Here is a 17,763-nt window from a genome sequence, read left to right on the forward strand (position 1 = left end):
GACAACCCTTGGGGTGGGCGTGGGATGCTGTCAAGCGGATCTTCGCCGGGGCCGCTGGGAGGGTGAGCGATGGCTGACGTGGTCGACGTGTGGATGCAGCAGCCGAACCAGGGCTTCATGGACCAGCCGTGGCTGGAGACGCTGGTGCGGTGGACGAACACGTCCCGCAGGGCGCCCCAGCTGAGGGCGACGCTCGACGCGATGGACGAGGCCGGGGTGCGGGTCGGGCTGCTGTCGGCCTGGCACGGGCCGGGCGGCGCGCTGATCACGAACGACGAGGTGGCGGAGCTGATGGCGGCGCACCCGGACCGGTTCGCGGGGGTCGCGACGGTAGACCTGACGGACCCGGTGCGGGCGGTGCGGGAGATCCGGAGGTGCGTGCGGAACGGTTTCGTCGGGGTGCGGGTGGCGCCGTGGCTGTGGAACCTGCCGCCGAACGACCGCCGCTACTACCCGGTTTACGTGGCCTGTGTGGAGGAGGACGTGCCCTTCTGCACGCAGATCGGCCACACCGGCCCGCGGTGCCCGTCGGAGCCCGGGCGGCCGATCCCCTACCTCGACGAGGTGCTGCTGGACTTCCCGGAGCTGGTCGTAGTGGGCGGTCACGTGGGCTACCCGTGGATGGCGGAGGTCCTGTCCCTGGCGGCGAAGTACCCGAACTTCTACGTGGACACGTCGGCCTACGCGGTGCACCGGCTGCCCGCCGAGCTGGTCGAGTACATGCGCGACCGCGGCCGGACGCGCGTCATGTTCGGCAGCAACTACCCGATGCTCACCCCGGCCCAGGCCCTGAAGCAGCTGCCGGCGCTGGAGCTGGGGGTTTCCGCGCGGGAGGCTTTTCTGGGTGGGAACGCGCGGAGGGTGTTCGCGCTGCCGAACTGACGGTCCCAATCCCCCAGTTCGCGCTGCCGAACTGACGGTCCCAATCCCTCAGTCTGTGCAGGCCCGCTCGCCGGTACCCGCTCCGAACCAGCCGCATCGCGGCCACTCCGGTGCGCCCGCGCTGTCCCCTGCGGGCGCACCCCGCGCCGCCGCGGCTACCCCGGCAGTCGCCCCAGCCAGCCGCACCGGCGCGTCCAGCCACCCCATCCCGTGCAACCCCGGTACCCACACGGACCCAGCCGCATCGCCCCCCGGTGCGCCCGCACCGTTCCCCGGTAGGCCCATCCCGCGCCGCCGCGGCTACCCCGGCAGCCACCCCAGCCAGCCGCACCGCCGCCCCCGGCGCGTCCAGTCACCCCATCCCGTGCAGCCCCCGGCACCCACACGGAACCAGCCGCATCGCGGCCACCCCCGGTGTGCCCGTGCCGGTCTCGCCCCCGGGCAGCCGCGCCCGGCGAGCCGCTCAGCTCGCCGCGGCCACCTTGGGGGTTTCGAGCAGCTGCCGGATCTCGCGGACTGCTGCGCGGCCCGCTCGGTTCGCGCCGATCGTGCTCGCTGATGGGCCGTAGCCGACCAGGTGCAGGCGGGGTTCGGCGGCTGCGCGGGTGCCGTCCATCCGGATGCCGCCGCCGGGTTCGCGCAGGTGCAGTGGCGCGAGGTGGTCCAGCGCGGCGCGGAAACCGGTCGCCCAGAGGATCGCGTCGACTCGCTGCTCGGTCCCGTCCGGCCACACCACTCCCGTCGGGGTCAGGTGGTCGAACATCGGCTTCCGGTCGAGGATCCCGCGGGCCTCGGCGTCGCGCACCTGGGGCGTGCGCATCAGGCCGGTCACGCTCACCACGCTCCCCGGCGGCAGCCCGGCCCGCACGCGGCGCTCGACCTGCGCCACGGCTTCGCGGCCCAGCTCGGGGCTGAACTCGACGTCCTTGAAAACCGGCGGGCGGCGGGTCACCCAGGTGGTGCCGCTCGCGAACTCGGCGATCTCGATGAGCAGCTGCACGGCCGACGTCCCGCCGCCGACGACCAGCACGTGCTGCCCGCGGAACTCCTCAGCGCTGCGGTAGTCGGCGGTGTGCAGCTGGCGACCGGTGAAGGTCTCCTGGCCGGGGTAGTGCGGCCAGAACGGGCGGGTCCAGGTGCCGCTCGCGTTGATCACGGCGGGGGCGGCCCAGCTGTCGCCGCCGGCGCTCTCGACGAGGAGCCGTTCACCCGCGTCCCGGACGGTGACCACCTCGACCGGGCGCCGCACCGGCAGCTCGAAGGCACGCTCGTAGCGCGCGAAGTACTCCGCGACGACCTCCGACGCCATCCGGTGCTCGTCCTGCTCGTCGAAGGCCATGCCGGGCAGGTCGTGGAACTTGTGGACCTTGTCCAGCCGCAGGGAGGGCCACCGATGCTGCCACGCCCCGCCCGGCGAGGAGTCCCGATCGAGGACGACGAACTCCAGGCCGGACCGCCGGAGGAAGTAGGCGGCCGACAGGCCGGCCTGCCCCGCCCCGATCACCACGACGTCGGTTTCGGTACGCACGACAGGTACAACATCGCCTGCGACGGCCCACTTCCCCAGCGTGGCGCGCGGCACGCCGGGCGGGACCGGCACGCGTGGTGTGCAGTGGACCTGGCGCGGGCTGCGCCGGGTGGATGCCAGGGGCGCGAAGCGGGCTTGCGCCGGGGGTAGGGCGCGACGCCGGGGCCGCGCTGTCGCGCGCGGGCGCGGTGTCGGAGCGCGGCCGCCATGTCGCAGCGCGGGTGTGGTGTCGCAGCGCAGGCGTGGTGTCACAGTCCGGGCGCGGTGTTGCGGCCCGGGCGCAGTGTCGCAACACGGGCGCGCGAGCGCGCGGAGGTGCCCGGTCGGGGGCTGGCACGAGGGCGTGGTGTCGCAGCCTGGCCGCGGTGTCGCAACGCCGGCGCGCCAGCGCGCGGGGGTGCTCGGTCGGAGGGGCTGGCGCGAGGGCGCGGTGTCGCAGCCTGGCCGCGGTGTCGCAACGCGGCTGCGGCGTCACAGCCCGGGCGCGGCGTCACAACCCGGCGCGAGCGCGCGGAAGTGCCCAGTCGGAGGGGCTGCGGCACGCGAGGGCGTGATGGCGCAACGCGGGCGCGCGCGGGGGCCCGGTCGGAAGGGCTGGCGCGAGGGCGCGTGGCAACCAGCCGGGCGGGGCGGCGGGATCTGCGCAAGGCGTAGGCAGTCGCCAGCCGGGCGGCTGGATCTGGGGCCCCGCAGGGCGCGCCGCGTGGCGGGCAGTGCGTACGTGGTGAACTCGGGTGGGCGGCTGGCGTGCCCGGGTGTCGTGTGGAGGTGCGCCGAGCAGGTGGGGCGCCCGCTCGGCGCTGGGCCTCAGCGGCGGCGGATCAGGCGCACGATCGCCACGATGCCGAGCACCGCGGCGACTCCGGCGAGTACCGGGGCCAGGCGCTTGCCGATGGAGCTGCCCGCGTACTCGAAGAGGTCGATCGCCTCGGCTTCCTGCGGCTGGGGCTTCACCGTCTCCAGCTTGGGCTTCTCCGGGGCCGGTTCGGTGGTCACCCCGGACTCGGCCGGCTTCTCCTCGGCCGGGGTCGCTGGGGTCTCCGCCGAGCCGAGGCGGTCGGCCAGGTTCGTCGCGAACTGGTCCAGGATCTTGCCGCCGACCTCGGAGATCATGCCGCGGCCGAACTGTGCCGGGCGGCCGGTCACGTTCAGGTCCGTCGCCACGGAACCCTTCGTCCCGCCGTTCTCCTCGGACAGCGTCACCGTGACGGTCGCCGCCGCGGTGCCTGCTCCTCGCGAGTCCTTGCCGGAGGCCTTGATCACGATCCTGCGGGCCTGCTCGTCGGTCTCCAGGAACTCGCCGGAGCCCTTGTACAGCAGGGAGATCGGCCCCAGCTTCACCTTGACCGTGCCGGTGAACGTCTCGCCCTCGACCTTCGTCAGGGTCGCACCCGGCATGCAGGGGGCAACGCGTTCCGGGTCGGTGACCGCCTTCCACACCTCGGCGGGCGGGGCCGGAACGGTGAATTCATGGTCGAGCCGCACGGGCCGACCTCCCTTCTCCAGAAAGCTTCAAGTCCCTCGCAGCCACCTTAGTGCCGGAACCGGCGTGTGCGTGACTTCGAGGGACCCGGATCGGCGCTCCCCGCGTGGGGGAACGGCGGTCGGATGATCACATTGGTGCGTTCGGGGCCTGGCGCCGGACGAGGTTGGGAGCCGGGTGGAACGGGGGTCTCCAGATGTGAGGGGTCGGCGTGGTGGCCAGGCACGCGCGGTGGGAGTGAGGAGGCCCGCGCGGCCGGGTGCCCGGCCGGGGGCACGAGACTCGCACGGCCAGCGCCCGCCGACGGGAGCTTCACGCGCGCGCCGCCGGTGGCTGACGGGGGCACGACCTCCCCGCGGCCGCCTCGCAGGTGGTGGCCTGCGCCCGCGGCCGCCCCGGGCGGGGGCGGCCGCGGGGGCTGGGCCTACACGGCGGCCAGCGCTGCCGAGACCGCGCGGCCCGTCAGCACCTTGGCCAGCTCCTGCCGGTACTCCACGTCCGCGTTGCCGTCCGCCGTGGGGCTGGTGCCTTCGGCGGCGTGGGCGGCCGCGGCGCGGATCGTGTCGTCGGACGCCGACTGGCCCACCAGGGCCTGCTCGACCGCGGTGGCCCGCACCGGCACCGACGCCATGTTCGTCAGCGCGACCCGGGCCTCGGCGATCGTGTCGCCGTCCGTGCGGACCGTGGCCGCCACCGCGACCATCGACCACGCCTGGGCGACCCGGTTGAACTTCTCGTAGTGCGCCTTCCACCCGGTGTGCTTCGGCACGCGGATCTCGACCAGGATCTCGCCCGGCTCCAGCACCGTCGTGAAGAAGTCCTGGAAGAACTCCGCCGCGGACACGGTCCGCCTGCCGCTGCTGCTCGCGATCACCATCTCGGCGTCCATCGCCAGCGCGGGGGCCAGCAGGTCGCCTGCCGGGTCCGCGTGCGCGATCGAACCGCCGAACGTGCCGCGGTGCCGCACCTGCGGGTCGGCCACCGTGTCGGTCGCCCTGGCCAGCAACGCGGCGTGCTCGGCGACCAGCTGGTCGCGCTGCACGTCGTAGTGCGTGGTCATGGCGCCGATCACGATCGCGTCGCCGTCGTCGCGGACGCCCCGCAGCTCGGTGATCCTGCCGAGATCGATGAGGGTCGTCGGCGCGGCCAGCCGCATCCGCAGCACCGGCAGCAGGCTCTGCCCACCGGCCAGCACCTTGGCGTCCTCACCGGCCGCGGCCAGTGCCTGCACCGCCTCGTCCACAGTGGACGGCGCGACGTAGTCGAAGGCAGCGGGGATCACTGCGCACCTCCCGAAGCGTCGATGGAACCCAGTCCGCCGCCGGCCTCCGCGCCGACACCGCCGGCGTCGGTACGACCGCGGTGGATCGCCGACCACACCCGCATGGGCGAACACGGCATCTCGATGTCGTTGACCCCGAACTGCCGCACGGCGTCCACGACCGCGTTGACCACCGCCGGGGTGGAGGCGATCGTGCCCGCCTCGCCGACGCCCTTGACGCCGAGCGGGTTCGACGTCGCCGCCGTCTCGGTGCGGTCGGTGACGAACGACGGCAGGTCGGCCGCCGAGGGCAGCAGGTAGTCGGCGAACGTGCCGGTGGTCAGCGTGCCGCTCTCGTCGAACACCGCCTCCTCGTAGAGGGCCTGCGCGATGCCCTGGGCGAGACCGCCGTGCACCTGCCCCTCCACGATCAGCGGGTTGACCACCTTGCCCACGTCGTCCACGCACACGTACGAGCGCAGCCGCACCCGCCCGGTCTCGGTGTCCACCTCGGCGGCGCACAGGTGCGTGCCGTGCGGGAACGAGAAGTTCTCCGGGTCGAACACGGCCTCGGAGTCCAGCGTGGGCTCCATGCCCTCGGGCAGGTTGTGCGCGGCGAACGTCGCGAACGCGACGTCCTGGATCGTCGTCGACGTGTCCGTGCCGCGGACGGTGAACTTGCCGCCCTCGAACTCCAGGTCGTCCGGCGAGCACTCCAGCAGGTGCGCGGCGATCGTGCGGGCCTTGTCGACGACCTTCTCGGCGGCCTTGACCACCGCGATGCCCCCGACGGCCAGCGACCGCGAACCGTAGGTGTCCATGCCCTTGTGCGAGGACTGCGTGTCGCCGTGGATGACCTCGATGTCCTCGAACGCGACGCCGAGCCGGTCGGCCACGATCTGGCTCCACGCCGTCTCGTGCCCCTGCCCGTGGGCGGAGGCGCCGGTGACGACCTCGACCTTGCCGGTCGGCAGCACGCGGATCGCCGCGTGCTCCCAGCCGCCTGCGCCGTAGTCCAGCGACCCGAGCACCCGCGACGGCGCCAGCCCGCACATCTCGGTGAACGTCGAGATGCCGATGCCCAGCTGCACCGGATCCTTGCGCTCACGGCGTTCCTGCTGCTCCCGGCGCAGCCCCTCGTAGTCGAACAGCTCCTTGGCGCGCTCGGTGGCGGCCTCGTAGTTGCCCGAGTCGTAGGTCAGCCCGCAGACCGTGGTGAACGGGAACTCCTCGTGCTTGATCCAGTTCTTCTCGCGCAGCTCCAGCGGGTCCATGCCAAGCTCGGCGGCCAGCTCGTCCATCATCCGCTCGATCGCGAACGTGGCCTCCGGCCGCCCGGCGCCGCGGTAGGCGTCGGTGAGCGTGGTGTTGGTGAACACGTTCGTGCAGGCGAAGTGGTAGGCCGGGATCTTGTAGATCGCGTTGAACATGAACGCGCCCAGGATCGGCACGCCCGGCCCGACGAGCCCGTTGTAGGCGCCCATGTCGGCCAGCAGCTCGACCTTGAGGCCGGTGATCGTGCCGTCGCGGTTCGCGCTGATCGAGATGTCCTGGATCTGGTCGCGGCCGTGGTGCGCGGTCTGCATGCATTCCGAGCGGGTCTCGGTCCACTTGACCGGCTTGCCGAGCTTCTGCGCGATGAGGACCGCCATGGTCTCCTCGGGCAGCACGGCGATCTTGCCGCCGAACCCGCCGCCGACGTCCGGCGCGATGACACGCAGCTTGTGCTCGGGGATGCCGAGCGTCAGCGCCGTCATCGTCTTGAGGATGTGCGGCACCTGGGTGGCCGACCACATGGTGATCTGGGTGCCGGTCGGGTCGACCACGACCGAGCGCGGCTCCATGAACGCGGGCACCAGGCGCTGCTGGCGGAACCGCCGCTTGAGCACGACCTCGCCGCCGGACAGCGCTTCCTCGACGTTGCCGCCCGTGCCGGCCTCGGCCGAGTCGAAGACCCACGTCGCCTGCTTGTTGGTGCCCAGCTCCTCGTGCACCAGCGGCGCGTCGTCGGCGATCGCGTTCTCCAGGCCGAGGACCACGGGCAGTTCCTCGTAGTCCACGTCGATCGCCTCGAGCGCGTCGGCGGCCTCGGCCTTGCTGCGGGCCACGACCACCGCGACGCCCTCGCCGGCGAAGTTGACCCGGTCGGCGGCCAGCACGGGCCGCCGCGGCTGCTTCATGTCCGGCGTGATCGGCCACGCGCACGGCATGCCGATCGCGCTGTCCGGGTCGAGGTCGCGGGCCGTGTAGACGGCGACGACGCCCGGCATGTCCCGCGCCGCGGCCGTGTCGATGGAACTGATCCGGGCGTGGGCGAACGGGCTGCGCAGGATCGCCACGTGCAGCATCCCGGGCAGCGTGATGTTGTCGGTCCAGCGCGTGCGGCCGGTGATGAGCCGCGCGTCCTCCTTGCGGGTGCGCGCCTTGCCGACCTCGGGTTCGATCGTCGACGTCATGTCACTCGCCCCCGCCCGCGAACGCGCTGGGCGCGCGGGTGACGTCGTCACCGGACACGCGCTCGGCCTCCGGCCCCGCGCCCGGGCTCATCCGCTGCGCCGCGTCCCGCACGGCGCGAACGATGTTCTGGTAACCGGTGCAGCGGCACAGGTTGCCCTCGAGCCCCTCGCGCACGGCGTGCTCGTCCGGGTTCGGGTTGTCGGCGAGCAGGTCGATCGACTGCATGATCATGCCCGGCGTGCAGAACCCGCACTGCAGGGCGTGGTTGTCGTGGAACGCTTCCTGGACCGGGTGGAGCTTGCCGTCGCGGGCCAGGCCCTCGATGGTCGTCACCTCGGCACCGTCGGCCTGCACGGCGAGAACCGAGCAGGACTTCACGCTCTGGCCGTTGAGGTGCACGGTGCAGGCACCGCAGTTGCTGGTGTCGCACCCGATGACGGTGCCGACTTTCCCGAGCGTCTCCCTCAGGTAGTGAACGAGCAACGTGCGGGGTTCGACCTCGTCGGTGTAACTGGTTCCGTCCACGTTGACGGTGATGCGCATGAGGCCTCCAGTGGTGGGAGCTGGGTGATCGGCTTCACAAGCGAGCGTGCTACTTCCGTGCCGTTCGGACAAGTCCTGGTTGGGTGACACTTCACCCCGACTCCCGCACCTGCACGGAAAAACCCGGCTCCACCACCGCAACCGCGGAAACGGCTCGTACGAATTGACCAGTCGCAGGCCTGCGAAAGGGCCAGTCGTGGCCGCACGACAGGGTCAGCCGTGGATCCGCCCGGACAACTCCGTGAGCCGCTTCCCGCCGCCGCCCCACCGCAACGCGATGATCTCCGCGGCGATCGACACCGCGGTCTCCTCCGGTGTGCGGGCGCCCAGGTCGAGTCCGATCGGCGAGGCCAATCGCGACAGTTCCGCCTCTGTCAATCCCGCCTCCCGCAAGCGGGTGAGGCGGTCGTCGTGCGTGCGCCGCGACCCCATCGCCCCGATGTAGCCGACGTCCAGCCGCAAGGCGACCTCCAGCAGCGGCACGTCGAACTTCGGGTCGTGGGTGAGCACCGCGATCACGGTCCGCCGGTCGATGCGGCCGGCCTCCGCCTCCGCCTTGAGGTAGCGGTGCGGCCAGTCCACCACGACGTCGTCGGCGTCCGGGAACCGCGACGCGGTGGCGAAAACCGGACGCGCGTCGCACACCGTGACCTGGTAACCGAGGTAGGCGCCCATGCGGGCCATCGCGGCCGCGAAGTCGATCGCGCCGAACACCAGCATCCGCGGCTGCGGTTCGAAGGAGTTGACGAACACCGCCATGCCCTCGCCGCGCCGCTCGCCCTCGAGCCCGTAGTGCAGCGTTCCGGTGCGCCCGTTGGCGAGCAGGCCGCGCGCGTCGTCGGCGACCGCGTCGTCGATCCGGTCGGTGCCGAGCGTCCCCGCGGTCCGGTCCGGCCACACGATCATGTGCCGCCCGCGCCGCTCCGGGTCCTCGTGCTCGATCACGGTGACCACCGCGACCGGCTCCCCGCGGTGCACCGAGTCGACGACGTCGCCCAGCTCGGGCAGGGTCTCCCTGTCGATCCGCTCGACGTAGATGTCGATGATCCCGCCGCAGGTCAGGCCCACCGCGAACGCGTCGTCGTCGCTGACGCCGTAGCGCTGCAGCACCGGCTCGCGGTCGGCGACCACCTGTTGCGCCAGCTCGTACACCGCGCCCTCGACGCAGCCGCCGGACACGCTGCCGACCGCCGTGCCGTCCTCGGTGACCAGCATCGCGGCGCCCGGCGCGCGGGGCGCCGAGGAGAAGGTCGCCACGACCGTGCCGACGCCGACGGCTTCGCCCTCGCGCCAGCGCTTGTACAACTCGTCGAGCACATCATGCATCGCGGATCTCCAGCAGCAGTCGTTCCAGGGTGGCCAGGCTGTGGCCGGCCAGCAAGCGGTCGACGTGCGGGAGCGCGGCCGCGATGCCGGACTGCACCGGAGCGTAGCCTTCGCGTCCCGCGTGCGGGTTCACCCAGAACACCGCGTGCGCCAGGCGGCGCATCCGGGCCATCTGCTCGCCGAGGAGGCTGGGGTCGCCGCGCTCCCAGCCGTCGGAGAACACCGTGACGACGGCGCGGCGCGCGAGCCCGCGCTGCCCCCACCGGTCCAGGAAGATCCGCAACGTCTCGCCGAGCCGGGTGCCGCCGGCGAAGTCGGGCACCGCGGTGCCCGCGGCGAGCATCGCGCGTTCCGGATCGCGCTGCCGCAGCTGCCGGGACACCCTGGTCAGCCGGGTGCCGAGGGTGAACACCTCGACGGCGGCCGGCGCGCGGCGCACGACCACGTGCGCGAACCGCAGCAGCGAGTCGGCGTACGGGCTCATCGACCCGGACACGTCGAGCAGCAGCACCACCCGGCGCGGGCGGGTGGACCGGTTCCGGTGCGCGAGCCGGACCGGTTCGCCACCGCCCGCCAGCATCGCGCGCAACGTCCGGCCGGGGTCGAGCGCGCCGCGGCGCGCGGCCCTGCTGCGCAGGGACTTCCGCATCGGCGGTTGCGGCCGCAGCACCGCCATCAGCTCCCGCAGGTGCTCGCGTTCGGCCTTGGTCAGCTCCGCGAGGTCGCGTTCCCGCAGCACTTCCGCGTCCGTGGCGGCGACGCGCAGCTGCTCGTCGTCCGACTCGGCCTCGCCCTGGCCCGCGGACTGCGACACCAGTGCGGCCATGCGGGACCGCTGCTCGCGGCGGACGGTGGCCGGCCGCGGTTCCGGTGGCGCGGCGGCGAACCACTGCGCGAACGCGTCGTCGTAGCGGATCAGGTCGTCCGGGTCCGAGCACAGCGTCAGCCTGCCCGCCCAGTACAGCTGGTCCGCCTCGCCGACGTCGAGCCGCTCGACCGCGTCGAGGTAGGCCTGCACCCGCTGCGGCCCGCAGGCGACGCCGGCTTCGCGCAGCGCGGTGGCGAAGCCGACGAATCCGGCCAGCGGGTCCTGGGTGCTCACGTGTTCATTGTTACGCGAAAATCCGATGTGAGGGGTTCCGCGTGCCGAACCAGGTCGCGAACGCCTCCTCCAGACCGGCCGTGCCGCCGTCCTCTGCTGCCCACGCGACGTGCCCGTCGGGCCTGATCAGGGCCTTGAGATCGGGCCGCCCGACGACTTCCCCCGGCGCCGGGCGGACCCGCTCGTCGTCGATCCGCGCGCCGATCAGGACGGCCCGGCCGTCGCGGCAGTGGTCGGCGAGACGGCTGCCGTCGGTGAACTCGAAGTCCGGCGCGCTCTTGCCGGCCAGGTCGTGGTCGCTGCCGACCGGGTAGCGGTGCAGCACCCCGGACAGCTTCTTCGCCAGGTACGTCGCCCCGTCGCCGGTGGCGAGCAGGTCGGTGAGCACCGACCGCAGGGCCTTGGCGTGCGGATCGGGCCGCATCGCCGCGATCTGCGCGCGGGTCCACTCCAGCACCCACTCGCCGATCGGGTGCCGTTCGACCGGGTAGGTGTCGAGCAGCCCGTCCGGCGCGTCGCCGCGCACCGTCGCGGCGAGTTTCCAGCCGAGGTTGACCGCGTCGCCGATGCCGAGGTTGAGCCCCTGCCCGCCGAACGGCGAGTGGACGTGCGCCGCGTCGCCGGCGAGCAGCACCCGGCCCCGGCGGTAGGTGGTGGCCTGGCGGGCGTTGTCGGTGAACCGCGTGGCGCTGCGGATCGACCTGACCGTGACGTCCACTCCGGACACCCGGCGGATGCTGTCCTGCAGCTCGGCGACCGTGACCGGCGACGTGCGGTCCGCTGGCGGGCCGTCGAACTCGACGGTCAGGATCCGTCCCGGCAGCGGGCCGTGCACGTAGACGCCGGTGCTCGTGCGGTGCCAGCCCAATCCGAGCGCGTCCGCGCCGTCCAGGTCGGCCAGCGCCTGGCGTCCGGTGATCTCCGGATCGGTGCCGGGGAAGTCGAACCCGGCCAGCTTGCGCACCAGGCTGCGGCCACCGTCGCAGCCGACGAGCCAGCCCGCGCGGACCCGGTCGCCGCCGACGAAGACCGTCACGCCGTCGTCGTCCGCATCGAACCCGGTGACCTCGGCGCCCCGGCGCACGACCGCCCCCAGGCCGGTCGCGTGCTCCGCCAGCACCTTCTCCACGGTCTGCTGGCCCACCAGCTGCAGGTTGGCGGCCGGACCCGCGTCCCGGAACGCGGGGTCGGCGAAGTCGACCAGGTCGAGGCCGACCATGATCCCGCCGAAGTGCCCGGCGATCGGCGGCGGCGCCGATTTCGCCCGCGACAGCATCGCTTTCACCTGCGCCATGCCCTGCCGCGTCTCGTGTTCGAGCCGCTCCAGCAGGCCGCGCCGGTAGAGCGCCTCACCCGTCGCGAGGTTGATCGAGCCCGCCTTGAGGGTCGGATCGATCTCGGTCCGCCGCTCCACGACCAGCACGTCCACCCCGCCGAGCCGCAACTCGCCCGCCAGCATCAGGCCGACCGGCCCGCCCCCGGAGATCACCACGTCGAAGTCCATGGCCCCATCGTGCCACAAACTTTTACTCGATCAAAATTTTGGTTCGGTATAGGATTCTGCTGTGGGACTGCGCGAAGAGAAGAAGCGGGCCACGCGACGGCACATCTCCGACGTCGCGACCGGCCTGTTCGCCGTCAAGGGCTTCGACAACGTGACCGTCGCCGAGGTCGCGGAGGCCGCGGGCGTCTCGAAGATGACCGTGTTCAACTACTTCCCGCGCAAGGAGGACCTGTTCCTCGACCGGCACGACGACCGGCTCCGCGAACTGGAGCGGGTCGTCCGGGAGCGGCCCGCCGGTCAGGACGTGGTGACCGCGCTGCGGCGGTACCACCACGAACTGGTGCGGCAACGCCATCCGCTGTCCGGGACGCGGCCGGGGACGGTGGGGTTCCTGTCAATCCTGCGCGCCAGCCCGGCGCTCGTCACGCGCACTTACGAGCAGTCCCGCGAGATCGCCGCGATGCTGGCGGACGTGCTGACCGAGGAGACCGGCGACCCGGTGGAAGCGCGACTGACGGCGAACCTGCTGACCGCCGCGATCGACTCGATCTACGAGCGGGCGACCAGCCGCATGCTGGACGGCGACGATCCCGACGACGTGCACCGCGACCAGCCCGCGGTGATCGACCGGGCCTTCGACCTGCTGCAGCACGGCCTCGGTGGGGCGAAGCCGCGATCGCCTCGCGCGAGCGCGGCGGATCGCCGGCCAACCGGTTGATCCGCCCGCGCTCGCCGCGCAGATCGGTGACCGGCTTCTCGGAGTACCGCGGGGAACGTTCGCTCACGCCGGCGCCGCGCCGATCACCATGTTCACACGCGACGGCCACCAGCCCACTCTCGCGAATTTCGCGGCCACCGCCCGCAACGCGATCGACGCGGGCTTCGCCGGTGTCGAGGCGCACGGGGCGGGCGCAGACCTCGTCTCCCTCGGCCGCACGTTCCTCGCCAACCCGGACCTGGTGACCCGCCTGCGCCTCGGCGCATTGCTGAAACCGTTGCGGGACAAAGATTTCTCCGACGCCGGCGGCGAGTCGGGCCACCCCGGCCGCCCACCCTCGATACGGTCGCCGGGTGACCCATCTCGACATGACCCGCGCCGCCTACGACACCGTGGCGGTCGACTACGCGAAACTCCTCGAAGGCCTCCTGGAGCAGACTCCGGAGGACCTGGCGATGTTGCGGCTCTTCGCCGACTACGTGCGCCGCGACGGCGGGCAGGTGGCGGACATCGGCTGCGGCACGGGGCGGGTGACGACGTACCTGGACTCGCTGGGGGTTCCGGTGTTCGGCATCGACCTGTCGCCCGGCATGCTGGCAGAGGCGCGGCGGCGCTACCCGCACCTGCGGTTCGAGGTCGGCTCCATGTCCGACCTGGCGCTGGAGGACGCCAGCCTGGGCGGGATCCTCGCGTTCTACTCGATCATCCACACGCCGCCGGAGCTGCTGCCGGAGGTGTTCGCGGAGTTCGCGCGGGTCCTCGCGCCGGGCGGGCACCTGATGGTGGCGTTCCAGGTCGGCGACGAGCGCAAGCGCCTCGAACAGGCTTACGGGCACACGGTTTCCTACGACGCCTACCGCCTGCCGCCGGACCGCATCACGGAACTGCTGGCGGACGCCGGGCTCCTGGTGACCGCGCGGCTGATCCGCGAGCCCGCGTTCGAATACGAGACGACTCCGCAGGCGTACCTGCTCGCGCACCGCCCGCGCTGAGGGCCTCCTTCATCGACACCAGGTGAGCCCGGCTCACCACGGCAGCCCTGGCCGCGTCCCCGGCCGCGATGGCGTCCACCAGTCCGGCGTGCGCCTCGTGGTCGGGGCCGCCGGGGTGCAGCCGCAGCATGTCGACCATCGCCTGGCGGACGCGGGGCGCGGCGGTGTCGAACAGTTCCACCAGGATCTCGTTGTGCGCGGCCACGACGACGGCGCGGTGGAAGGCCGTGTCCGCGTCGACGAGTTCCTCGATCCCGAACCCCGGATCCAGGCGGCCGGCCAGCGCGCGCCTGATCCGGCGCAGGTCCGCGGGCGTGCGGCGCGCGGCCGCCAGCGCAGCCGCTTCGGACTCGATCGCGATGCGGGTTTCCACCACCGCGACGATCCCGGCGCGCCGCAGGACCGCGTCCCAGTCCTCCCGCACGTCGTGGGCGAGGACGAACACGCCCGCGCCCTGACGCGTCTCCAGCACACCCTTCGCCGCCAGCTCGCGGATCGCTTCCCGGACCGTCGACCGGCCCACGCCGAGCTGCGGCGCGAGCGTCGTCTCGCCGGGCAGCTTCGCGCCCAGTGGCCACTCGCCCGACCGGATCCGCGCCAGCAGCAGATCCGCGGCCTGCTCGGCCAGCCGGTGCCGCCGCACCTGTTCCACCGACAGCTCCTCTACTTGTCTGCGGAGTTGTGTTAGATTCTAGCCCATGATCACGCGCGTTCTCCTCCTTCGCCGCCACGGCGGGGCCTGACCGGACCGGCTCCCCGCCGTGGGAGCCGTGCTGCGCCGGTCGTCACCCCACGACCAGAGGAACGCGAACATGTACCGCTGGAACACCCAGCACCCCTCCCCGATGCCCTCCCACCGGTACCGCGACGTGTACGCCCGCGTGCCGGTGCCACTGTCCGAACGGGACTGGCCGGCCAACCGGCTCACGCAGGCGCCGCTGTGGGTCCCGGTCGACCTGCGGGACGGCAACCAGGCACTCGCCGAACCGATGGACCCGGAACGCAAGCGGCGCTTCTTCGAGCTCATGGTCGAGATGGGCTACAAGGAGATCGAGGTCGGCTACCCGTCGGCTTCGCAGACCGACTACGACTTCGTCCGCCTCATCGCGGAAACCGGCCTCGCGCCGGAGGACGTCACGATCGTCGTGTTCACCCCGGCCCGGCGCGACCTCATCGAGCGCACAGTCGAGTCCGTCGCCGGGATGCCGAACCCGGTGGTGATCCACCTGTACGCGGCGACCGCGCCGGTCTGGCGCGAGGTGGTCCTCGGCCGCGACCGGGACGAGTTGAAGGCGCTGATCGTGGCCGCGGGCGAGGACGTGCTGCGGCTGGCCGGCGACCGGGTCCGGTTCGAGTTCTCGCCCGAGGTGTTCAACCTGACCGAGCCCGACTACGTGCTCGACCTGTGCTCGACGATGACCGCGCTGTGGGACGCGAGCCCGGACCGGCCGGTGATCCTCAACCTCCCCGCCACCGTCGAGGTGGCCACACCCAACGTCTACGCGGACCAGATCGAGTACGTGTCGAAGAACCTCGACCGGCGCGACTCGGTGATCCTGTCCGTGCACCCGCACAACGACCGCGGCACCGGGATCGCCTGCGCCGAGCTGGCCCTCCTCGCCGGGGCGCAGCGCGTCGAGGGCTGCATCTTCGGCAACGGCGAGCGCACCGGGAACGTCGACATCGCCACGCTCGCGCTGAACCTGCACGCGCAGGGGATCGACCCGATGATCGACTTCTCGGACATTGACCGGATCCGGCGGACGGTGGAGCACTGCACGCGGCTGCCCGTGCACGAACGGCACCCCTATGTGGGCGACCTCGTGCACACGGCGTTTTCGGGCACGCACCAGGACGCGATCCGCAAGGGCCTCGCCGAGCACCGGGTCCGCGCGGCGGCGGCCGGTGTGCCGCAACGGGAGCTGGAGTGGCGGGTGCCGTACCTGCCGGTCGACCCGGCGGACCTCGGCCGCACCTACGAGGCCGTCATCCGGGTGAACTCGCAGTCCGGCAAGGGCGGTATCGCGCACCTGCTGAGCACCGGTTACGGCGTCGAACTCCCACGGCGGCTGCAGATCGACTTCGCGCGGCACGTCCAGCGGCACACCGACCGGACCGGCGCGGAAGTGACGGCGAAGGAGCTGTGGGAACTGCTGCGGGAGGTGTACCTGGATTCGCCAGCGGTGTCCGGGGAGGTGCTGGAGCGGACGGCCTGCGCCACCGCCTCCGGTGAGGTGCTCGCGTTCGTGGAGTACGCGGCGCCGGACGGGCGCGGGTGGATCGGCGGGCGCGGGCGCACGGAGGCGGAGGCGATCGCGGAAGCCCTCGCCCGGGTGGGCTAAGCCAGCACCGTGTCGAGTTTGGCGCGGACTCGGTCGAGGTCCTCGGAGTACTTGAGGACCGCGCCGAGGGTCCGGGCGGCGATCTCCGCGTCCAGCTCGCTGCGGTTGAGCGCCAGCAGCGCCTGCGCCCAGTCCAGCGACTCGGCGATCCCCGGCGGTTTCAGCAGCTCCAGCTCGCGCAGCCGGCGGACGGCCGCGGCCACCTGCGTCGCGAGCCGTTCGCCGACTCCGGGCAGCCTGCGGCGCAGGATGGCGACCTCGCGGGCCAGGTCGGGGTGCTCCAGCCAGTGGTAGAGGCAGCGCCGCTTCAGCGCGTCGTGCACCTCGCGCGTCCGGTTCGAGGTCAGCAGCACCAGCGGCGGCTGCGCGGCCCGGATCTCGCCGAACTCCGGGATCGTCACGGCGTTCTCGTCGAGCAGTTGCAGCAGGAACGCCTCGAACTCGTCGTCGGCGCGGTCGATCTCGTCGACCAGCAGCACGCACGGCGACTCCTTCAGCGCCCGCAGCAACGGCCGGGCCAGCAGGAACCGCTCGGTGAACAGCGACTGCTCCGCGGCTTCGACGTCCAGGTGCTCGCGGCCTGCTTCCAGCGCGCGCAGGTGCAGCAGCTGGCGCGGGAAGTCCCATTCGTACAGCGCCTGCGCCGCGTCGATGCCCTCGTGGCACTGCAACCGCACCAGCGGCAGGTCGAGCGCCTCCGACAGCGACACGGCCAGCGAGGTCTTCCCCGTGCCCGGTTCGCCTTCGCAGAACAGCGGGCGCTGCATGCGCAACGCGAGGAACGCGGCGGTGGCGACGCCCTCGTCGGCCAGGTAGCCGACCCGGTCCAGCTCCGTCGCCAGCTCTTCGGGTGAGTTGACCTTCACCCCTCCACCCTAAGGGGTTCGCCCGCCGTTGACAGCCACTCCGCCCGGAATTATCTTTGTTTGCAAATCTACTTTGGGAGTTGAGATGCCTCATCTGACCGTGCACGTCCTGGAGAGCGACCTGGCCGGGCGCGAGACCGAGCTGATCGGAGGCCTGACCGAGGCGATCGCCGTGTACGGGGAATGGGCGCGGGAGATCGCGGTCGTGCGGCTGGTCGGGGTGCCGCCGAACCGGTGGGGCATCGGGGGCAAGCCGGCGTCCGCGCCCGCGCCGTCGGTGCTCTTCGGGATCCGGGAAGCGGCGTTCGAGCGCCCGGACGCGGACGACATCGTGGCCAGGCTGGTGGGCGGGGTGACCGACGCGATCGTGGCGGTGTTCGGGGAGCGCGTGCGGGCCGGGGTGACGGTGGAACTGGTGGGGACACCCGCGGGGCGGACCGGTGTCGGCGGGGTGGTCGCCGCTTAGCGCGGGGGGTTCGGGGCCCGGGTCCGGCGAAGTGCACCTACGGCATGGCGCCGCTCAGCGGGGCAGGTCCGCCGGGGGTCCTCATGCAACCAAGGGGGACCGTCGAACTCGGCGGCACACCCGCCGGGCCGGCCAGCCTGCGCGGAATCGACGCCGCCTAGCGGGCCGGGTCCGCTGAGGTGTCCACCTCCGGCCAAGGGCGACCACCGAACTCCACGGGACACCCGGCGGGCGGCCTGGTATCGGCGGGGGGTCGCCGCCTAGCGGGCAGGTCCGGGTTCCGGCAGGAAGCA

15 protein-coding genes are annotated in these 17,763 nt (G+C 72.5%); 5 read left to right on the plus strand and 10 right to left on the minus strand.

The genetic code is table 11. From position 1 onward, the window contains the following. Positions 1–69 precede the first annotated feature (69 nt). On the plus strand, positions 70–882 hold the full coding sequence (locus AMY39116_RS0336515) for an amidohydrolase family protein (RefSeq protein ID WP_020422539.1): 813 nt from the start codon (positions 70–72) through the stop codon (positions 880–882). 463 nt (positions 883–1,345) lie between these two features. Here the strand turns inward: AMY39116_RS0336515 and AMY39116_RS0336520 are convergent, their stop codons facing one another. The 8 genes from AMY39116_RS0336520 to AMY39116_RS0336555 form a co-directional block, all read right to left on the minus strand. Further along, positions 1,346–2,410, minus strand: coding sequence for an FAD-dependent oxidoreductase (locus AMY39116_RS0336520; protein WP_020422540.1), 1,065 nt, complete (start codon positions 2,408–2,410; stop codon positions 1,346–1,348). 807 nt (positions 2,411–3,217) lie between these two features. Further along, positions 3,218–3,895: an SRPBCC family protein gene (locus AMY39116_RS0336525; protein WP_020422541.1), complete on the minus strand. Its 678-nt coding sequence runs from the start codon at positions 3,893–3,895 to the stop codon at positions 3,218–3,220. A 422-nt stretch (positions 3,896–4,317) separates the two neighbouring features. Then, positions 4,318–5,175 carry a xanthine dehydrogenase family protein subunit M gene (locus tag AMY39116_RS0336530; protein WP_020422542.1) on the minus strand — a complete coding sequence of 286 codons (858 nt, stop codon included), beginning with the start codon at positions 5,173–5,175 and terminating at the stop codon, positions 4,318–4,320. Further along, positions 5,172–7,610, minus strand: a complete 2,439-nt coding sequence (locus AMY39116_RS0336535) for a xanthine dehydrogenase family protein molybdopterin-binding subunit (RefSeq protein ID WP_020422543.1) — start codon at positions 7,608–7,610, stop codon at positions 5,172–5,174. Before AMY39116_RS0336535 ends, AMY39116_RS0336530 begins: the two co-directional genes overlap by 4 nt. Before the next feature lies 1 nt (position 7,611). Beyond that, positions 7,612–8,154 (minus strand): (2Fe-2S)-binding protein, encoded by a 543-nt coding sequence (locus AMY39116_RS0336540; RefSeq protein ID WP_020422544.1) that lies wholly within the window; start codon positions 8,152–8,154, stop codon positions 7,612–7,614. A 213-nt stretch (positions 8,155–8,367) separates the two neighbouring features. Beyond that, positions 8,368–9,480: an XdhC/CoxI family protein gene (locus AMY39116_RS0336545; RefSeq protein WP_027936543.1), complete on the minus strand. Its 1,113-nt coding sequence runs from the start codon at positions 9,478–9,480 to the stop codon at positions 8,368–8,370. Further along, entirely contained in the window at positions 9,473–10,582 is a 1,110-nt protein-coding gene (locus AMY39116_RS0336550) for a VWA domain-containing protein (protein ID WP_020422546.1), read from the minus strand. The genes AMY39116_RS0336545 and AMY39116_RS0336550 overlap by 8 nt, the downstream gene beginning before the upstream one ends. 10 nt (positions 10,583–10,592) lie before the next feature. After that, on the minus strand, positions 10,593–12,086 hold the full coding sequence (locus AMY39116_RS0336555) for an FAD-dependent monooxygenase (protein ID WP_020422547.1): 1,494 nt from the start codon (positions 12,084–12,086) through the stop codon (positions 10,593–10,595). Positions 12,087–12,147: 61 nt separating this feature from the next. On the opposite strand from AMY39116_RS0336555, the gene AMY39116_RS0336560 reads away from it, so the two are divergent. Continuing rightward, positions 12,148–12,804: a TetR/AcrR family transcriptional regulator gene (locus AMY39116_RS0336560; protein ID WP_020422548.1), complete on the plus strand. Its 657-nt coding sequence runs from the start codon at positions 12,148–12,150 to the stop codon at positions 12,802–12,804. A 368-nt stretch (positions 12,805–13,172) separates the two neighbouring features. Beyond that, positions 13,173–13,796, plus strand: a complete 624-nt coding sequence (locus AMY39116_RS0336565; protein ID WP_020422549.1) for a class I SAM-dependent methyltransferase — start codon at positions 13,173–13,175, stop codon at positions 13,794–13,796. Here the strand turns inward: AMY39116_RS0336565 and AMY39116_RS45800 are convergent. After that, positions 13,681–14,448 carry a FadR/GntR family transcriptional regulator gene (locus tag AMY39116_RS45800; protein WP_202961484.1) on the minus strand — a complete coding sequence of 256 codons (768 nt, stop codon included), beginning with the start codon at positions 14,446–14,448 and terminating at the stop codon, positions 13,681–13,683. The genes AMY39116_RS0336565 and AMY39116_RS45800 overlap by 116 nt on opposite strands. Positions 14,449–14,608: 160 nt before the next feature. On the opposite strand from AMY39116_RS45800, the gene AMY39116_RS0336575 reads away from it, so the two are divergent. Continuing rightward, complete coding sequence (locus AMY39116_RS0336575; RefSeq protein WP_020422551.1) at positions 14,609–16,138, plus strand: 2-isopropylmalate synthase; 1,530 nt, start codon at positions 14,609–14,611, stop codon at positions 16,136–16,138. Here the strand turns inward: AMY39116_RS0336575 and AMY39116_RS0336580 are convergent. Continuing rightward, positions 16,135–17,004 (minus strand): MoxR family ATPase, encoded by an 870-nt coding sequence (locus AMY39116_RS0336580; protein WP_020422552.1) that lies wholly within the window; start codon positions 17,002–17,004, stop codon positions 16,135–16,137. The two genes, AMY39116_RS0336575 and AMY39116_RS0336580, sit on opposite strands and share 4 nt — an antisense overlap. Positions 17,005–17,089: 85 nt before the next feature. Here AMY39116_RS0336580 and AMY39116_RS0336585 point away from each other — a divergent pair, with 85 nt between their 5' ends. After that, on the plus strand, positions 17,090–17,470 hold the full coding sequence (locus AMY39116_RS0336585) for a hypothetical protein (protein WP_020422553.1): 381 nt from the start codon (positions 17,090–17,092) through the stop codon (positions 17,468–17,470). The last annotated feature ends 293 nt before the right edge of the window (positions 17,471–17,763 follow it).

The sequence above is a fragment of the Amycolatopsis sp. ATCC 39116 genome (assembly GCF_000231075.2).
In the GTDB taxonomy this organism is placed as follows: Bacteria; Actinomycetota; Actinomycetes; order Mycobacteriales; family Pseudonocardiaceae; genus Amycolatopsis_E; species Amycolatopsis_E tucumanensis.

What these genes read in the sequence shown, in the direction of transcription:
- AMY39116_RS0336515 (WP_020422539.1), top strand. Translation starts at nt 70, where the DNA reads ATGGCTGACGTGGTCGACGTGTGGATGCAGCAGCCGAACCAGGGCTTC.
- AMY39116_RS0336535 (WP_020422543.1), bottom strand. Translation starts at nt 7,610, where the DNA reads ATGACGTCGACGATCGAACCCGAGGTCGGCAAGGCGCGCACCCGCAAG.
- AMY39116_RS0336540 (WP_020422544.1), bottom strand. Translation starts at nt 8,154, where the DNA reads ATGCGCATCACCGTCAACGTGGACGGAACCAGTTACACCGACGAGGTC.
- AMY39116_RS0336545 (WP_027936543.1), bottom strand. Translation starts at nt 9,480, where the DNA reads ATGCATGATGTGCTCGACGAGTTGTACAAGCGCTGGCGCGAGGGCGAA.
- AMY39116_RS0336555 (WP_020422547.1), bottom strand. Translation starts at nt 12,086, where the DNA reads ATGGACTTCGACGTGGTGATCTCCGGGGGCGGGCCGGTCGGCCTGATG.
- AMY39116_RS0336565 (WP_020422549.1), top strand. Translation starts at nt 13,173, where the DNA reads ATGACCCGCGCCGCCTACGACACCGTGGCGGTCGACTACGCGAAACTC.
- AMY39116_RS0336575 (WP_020422551.1), top strand. Translation starts at nt 14,609, where the DNA reads ATGTACCGCTGGAACACCCAGCACCCCTCCCCGATGCCCTCCCACCGG.
- AMY39116_RS0336585 (WP_020422553.1), top strand. Translation starts at nt 17,090, where the DNA reads ATGCCTCATCTGACCGTGCACGTCCTGGAGAGCGACCTGGCCGGGCGC.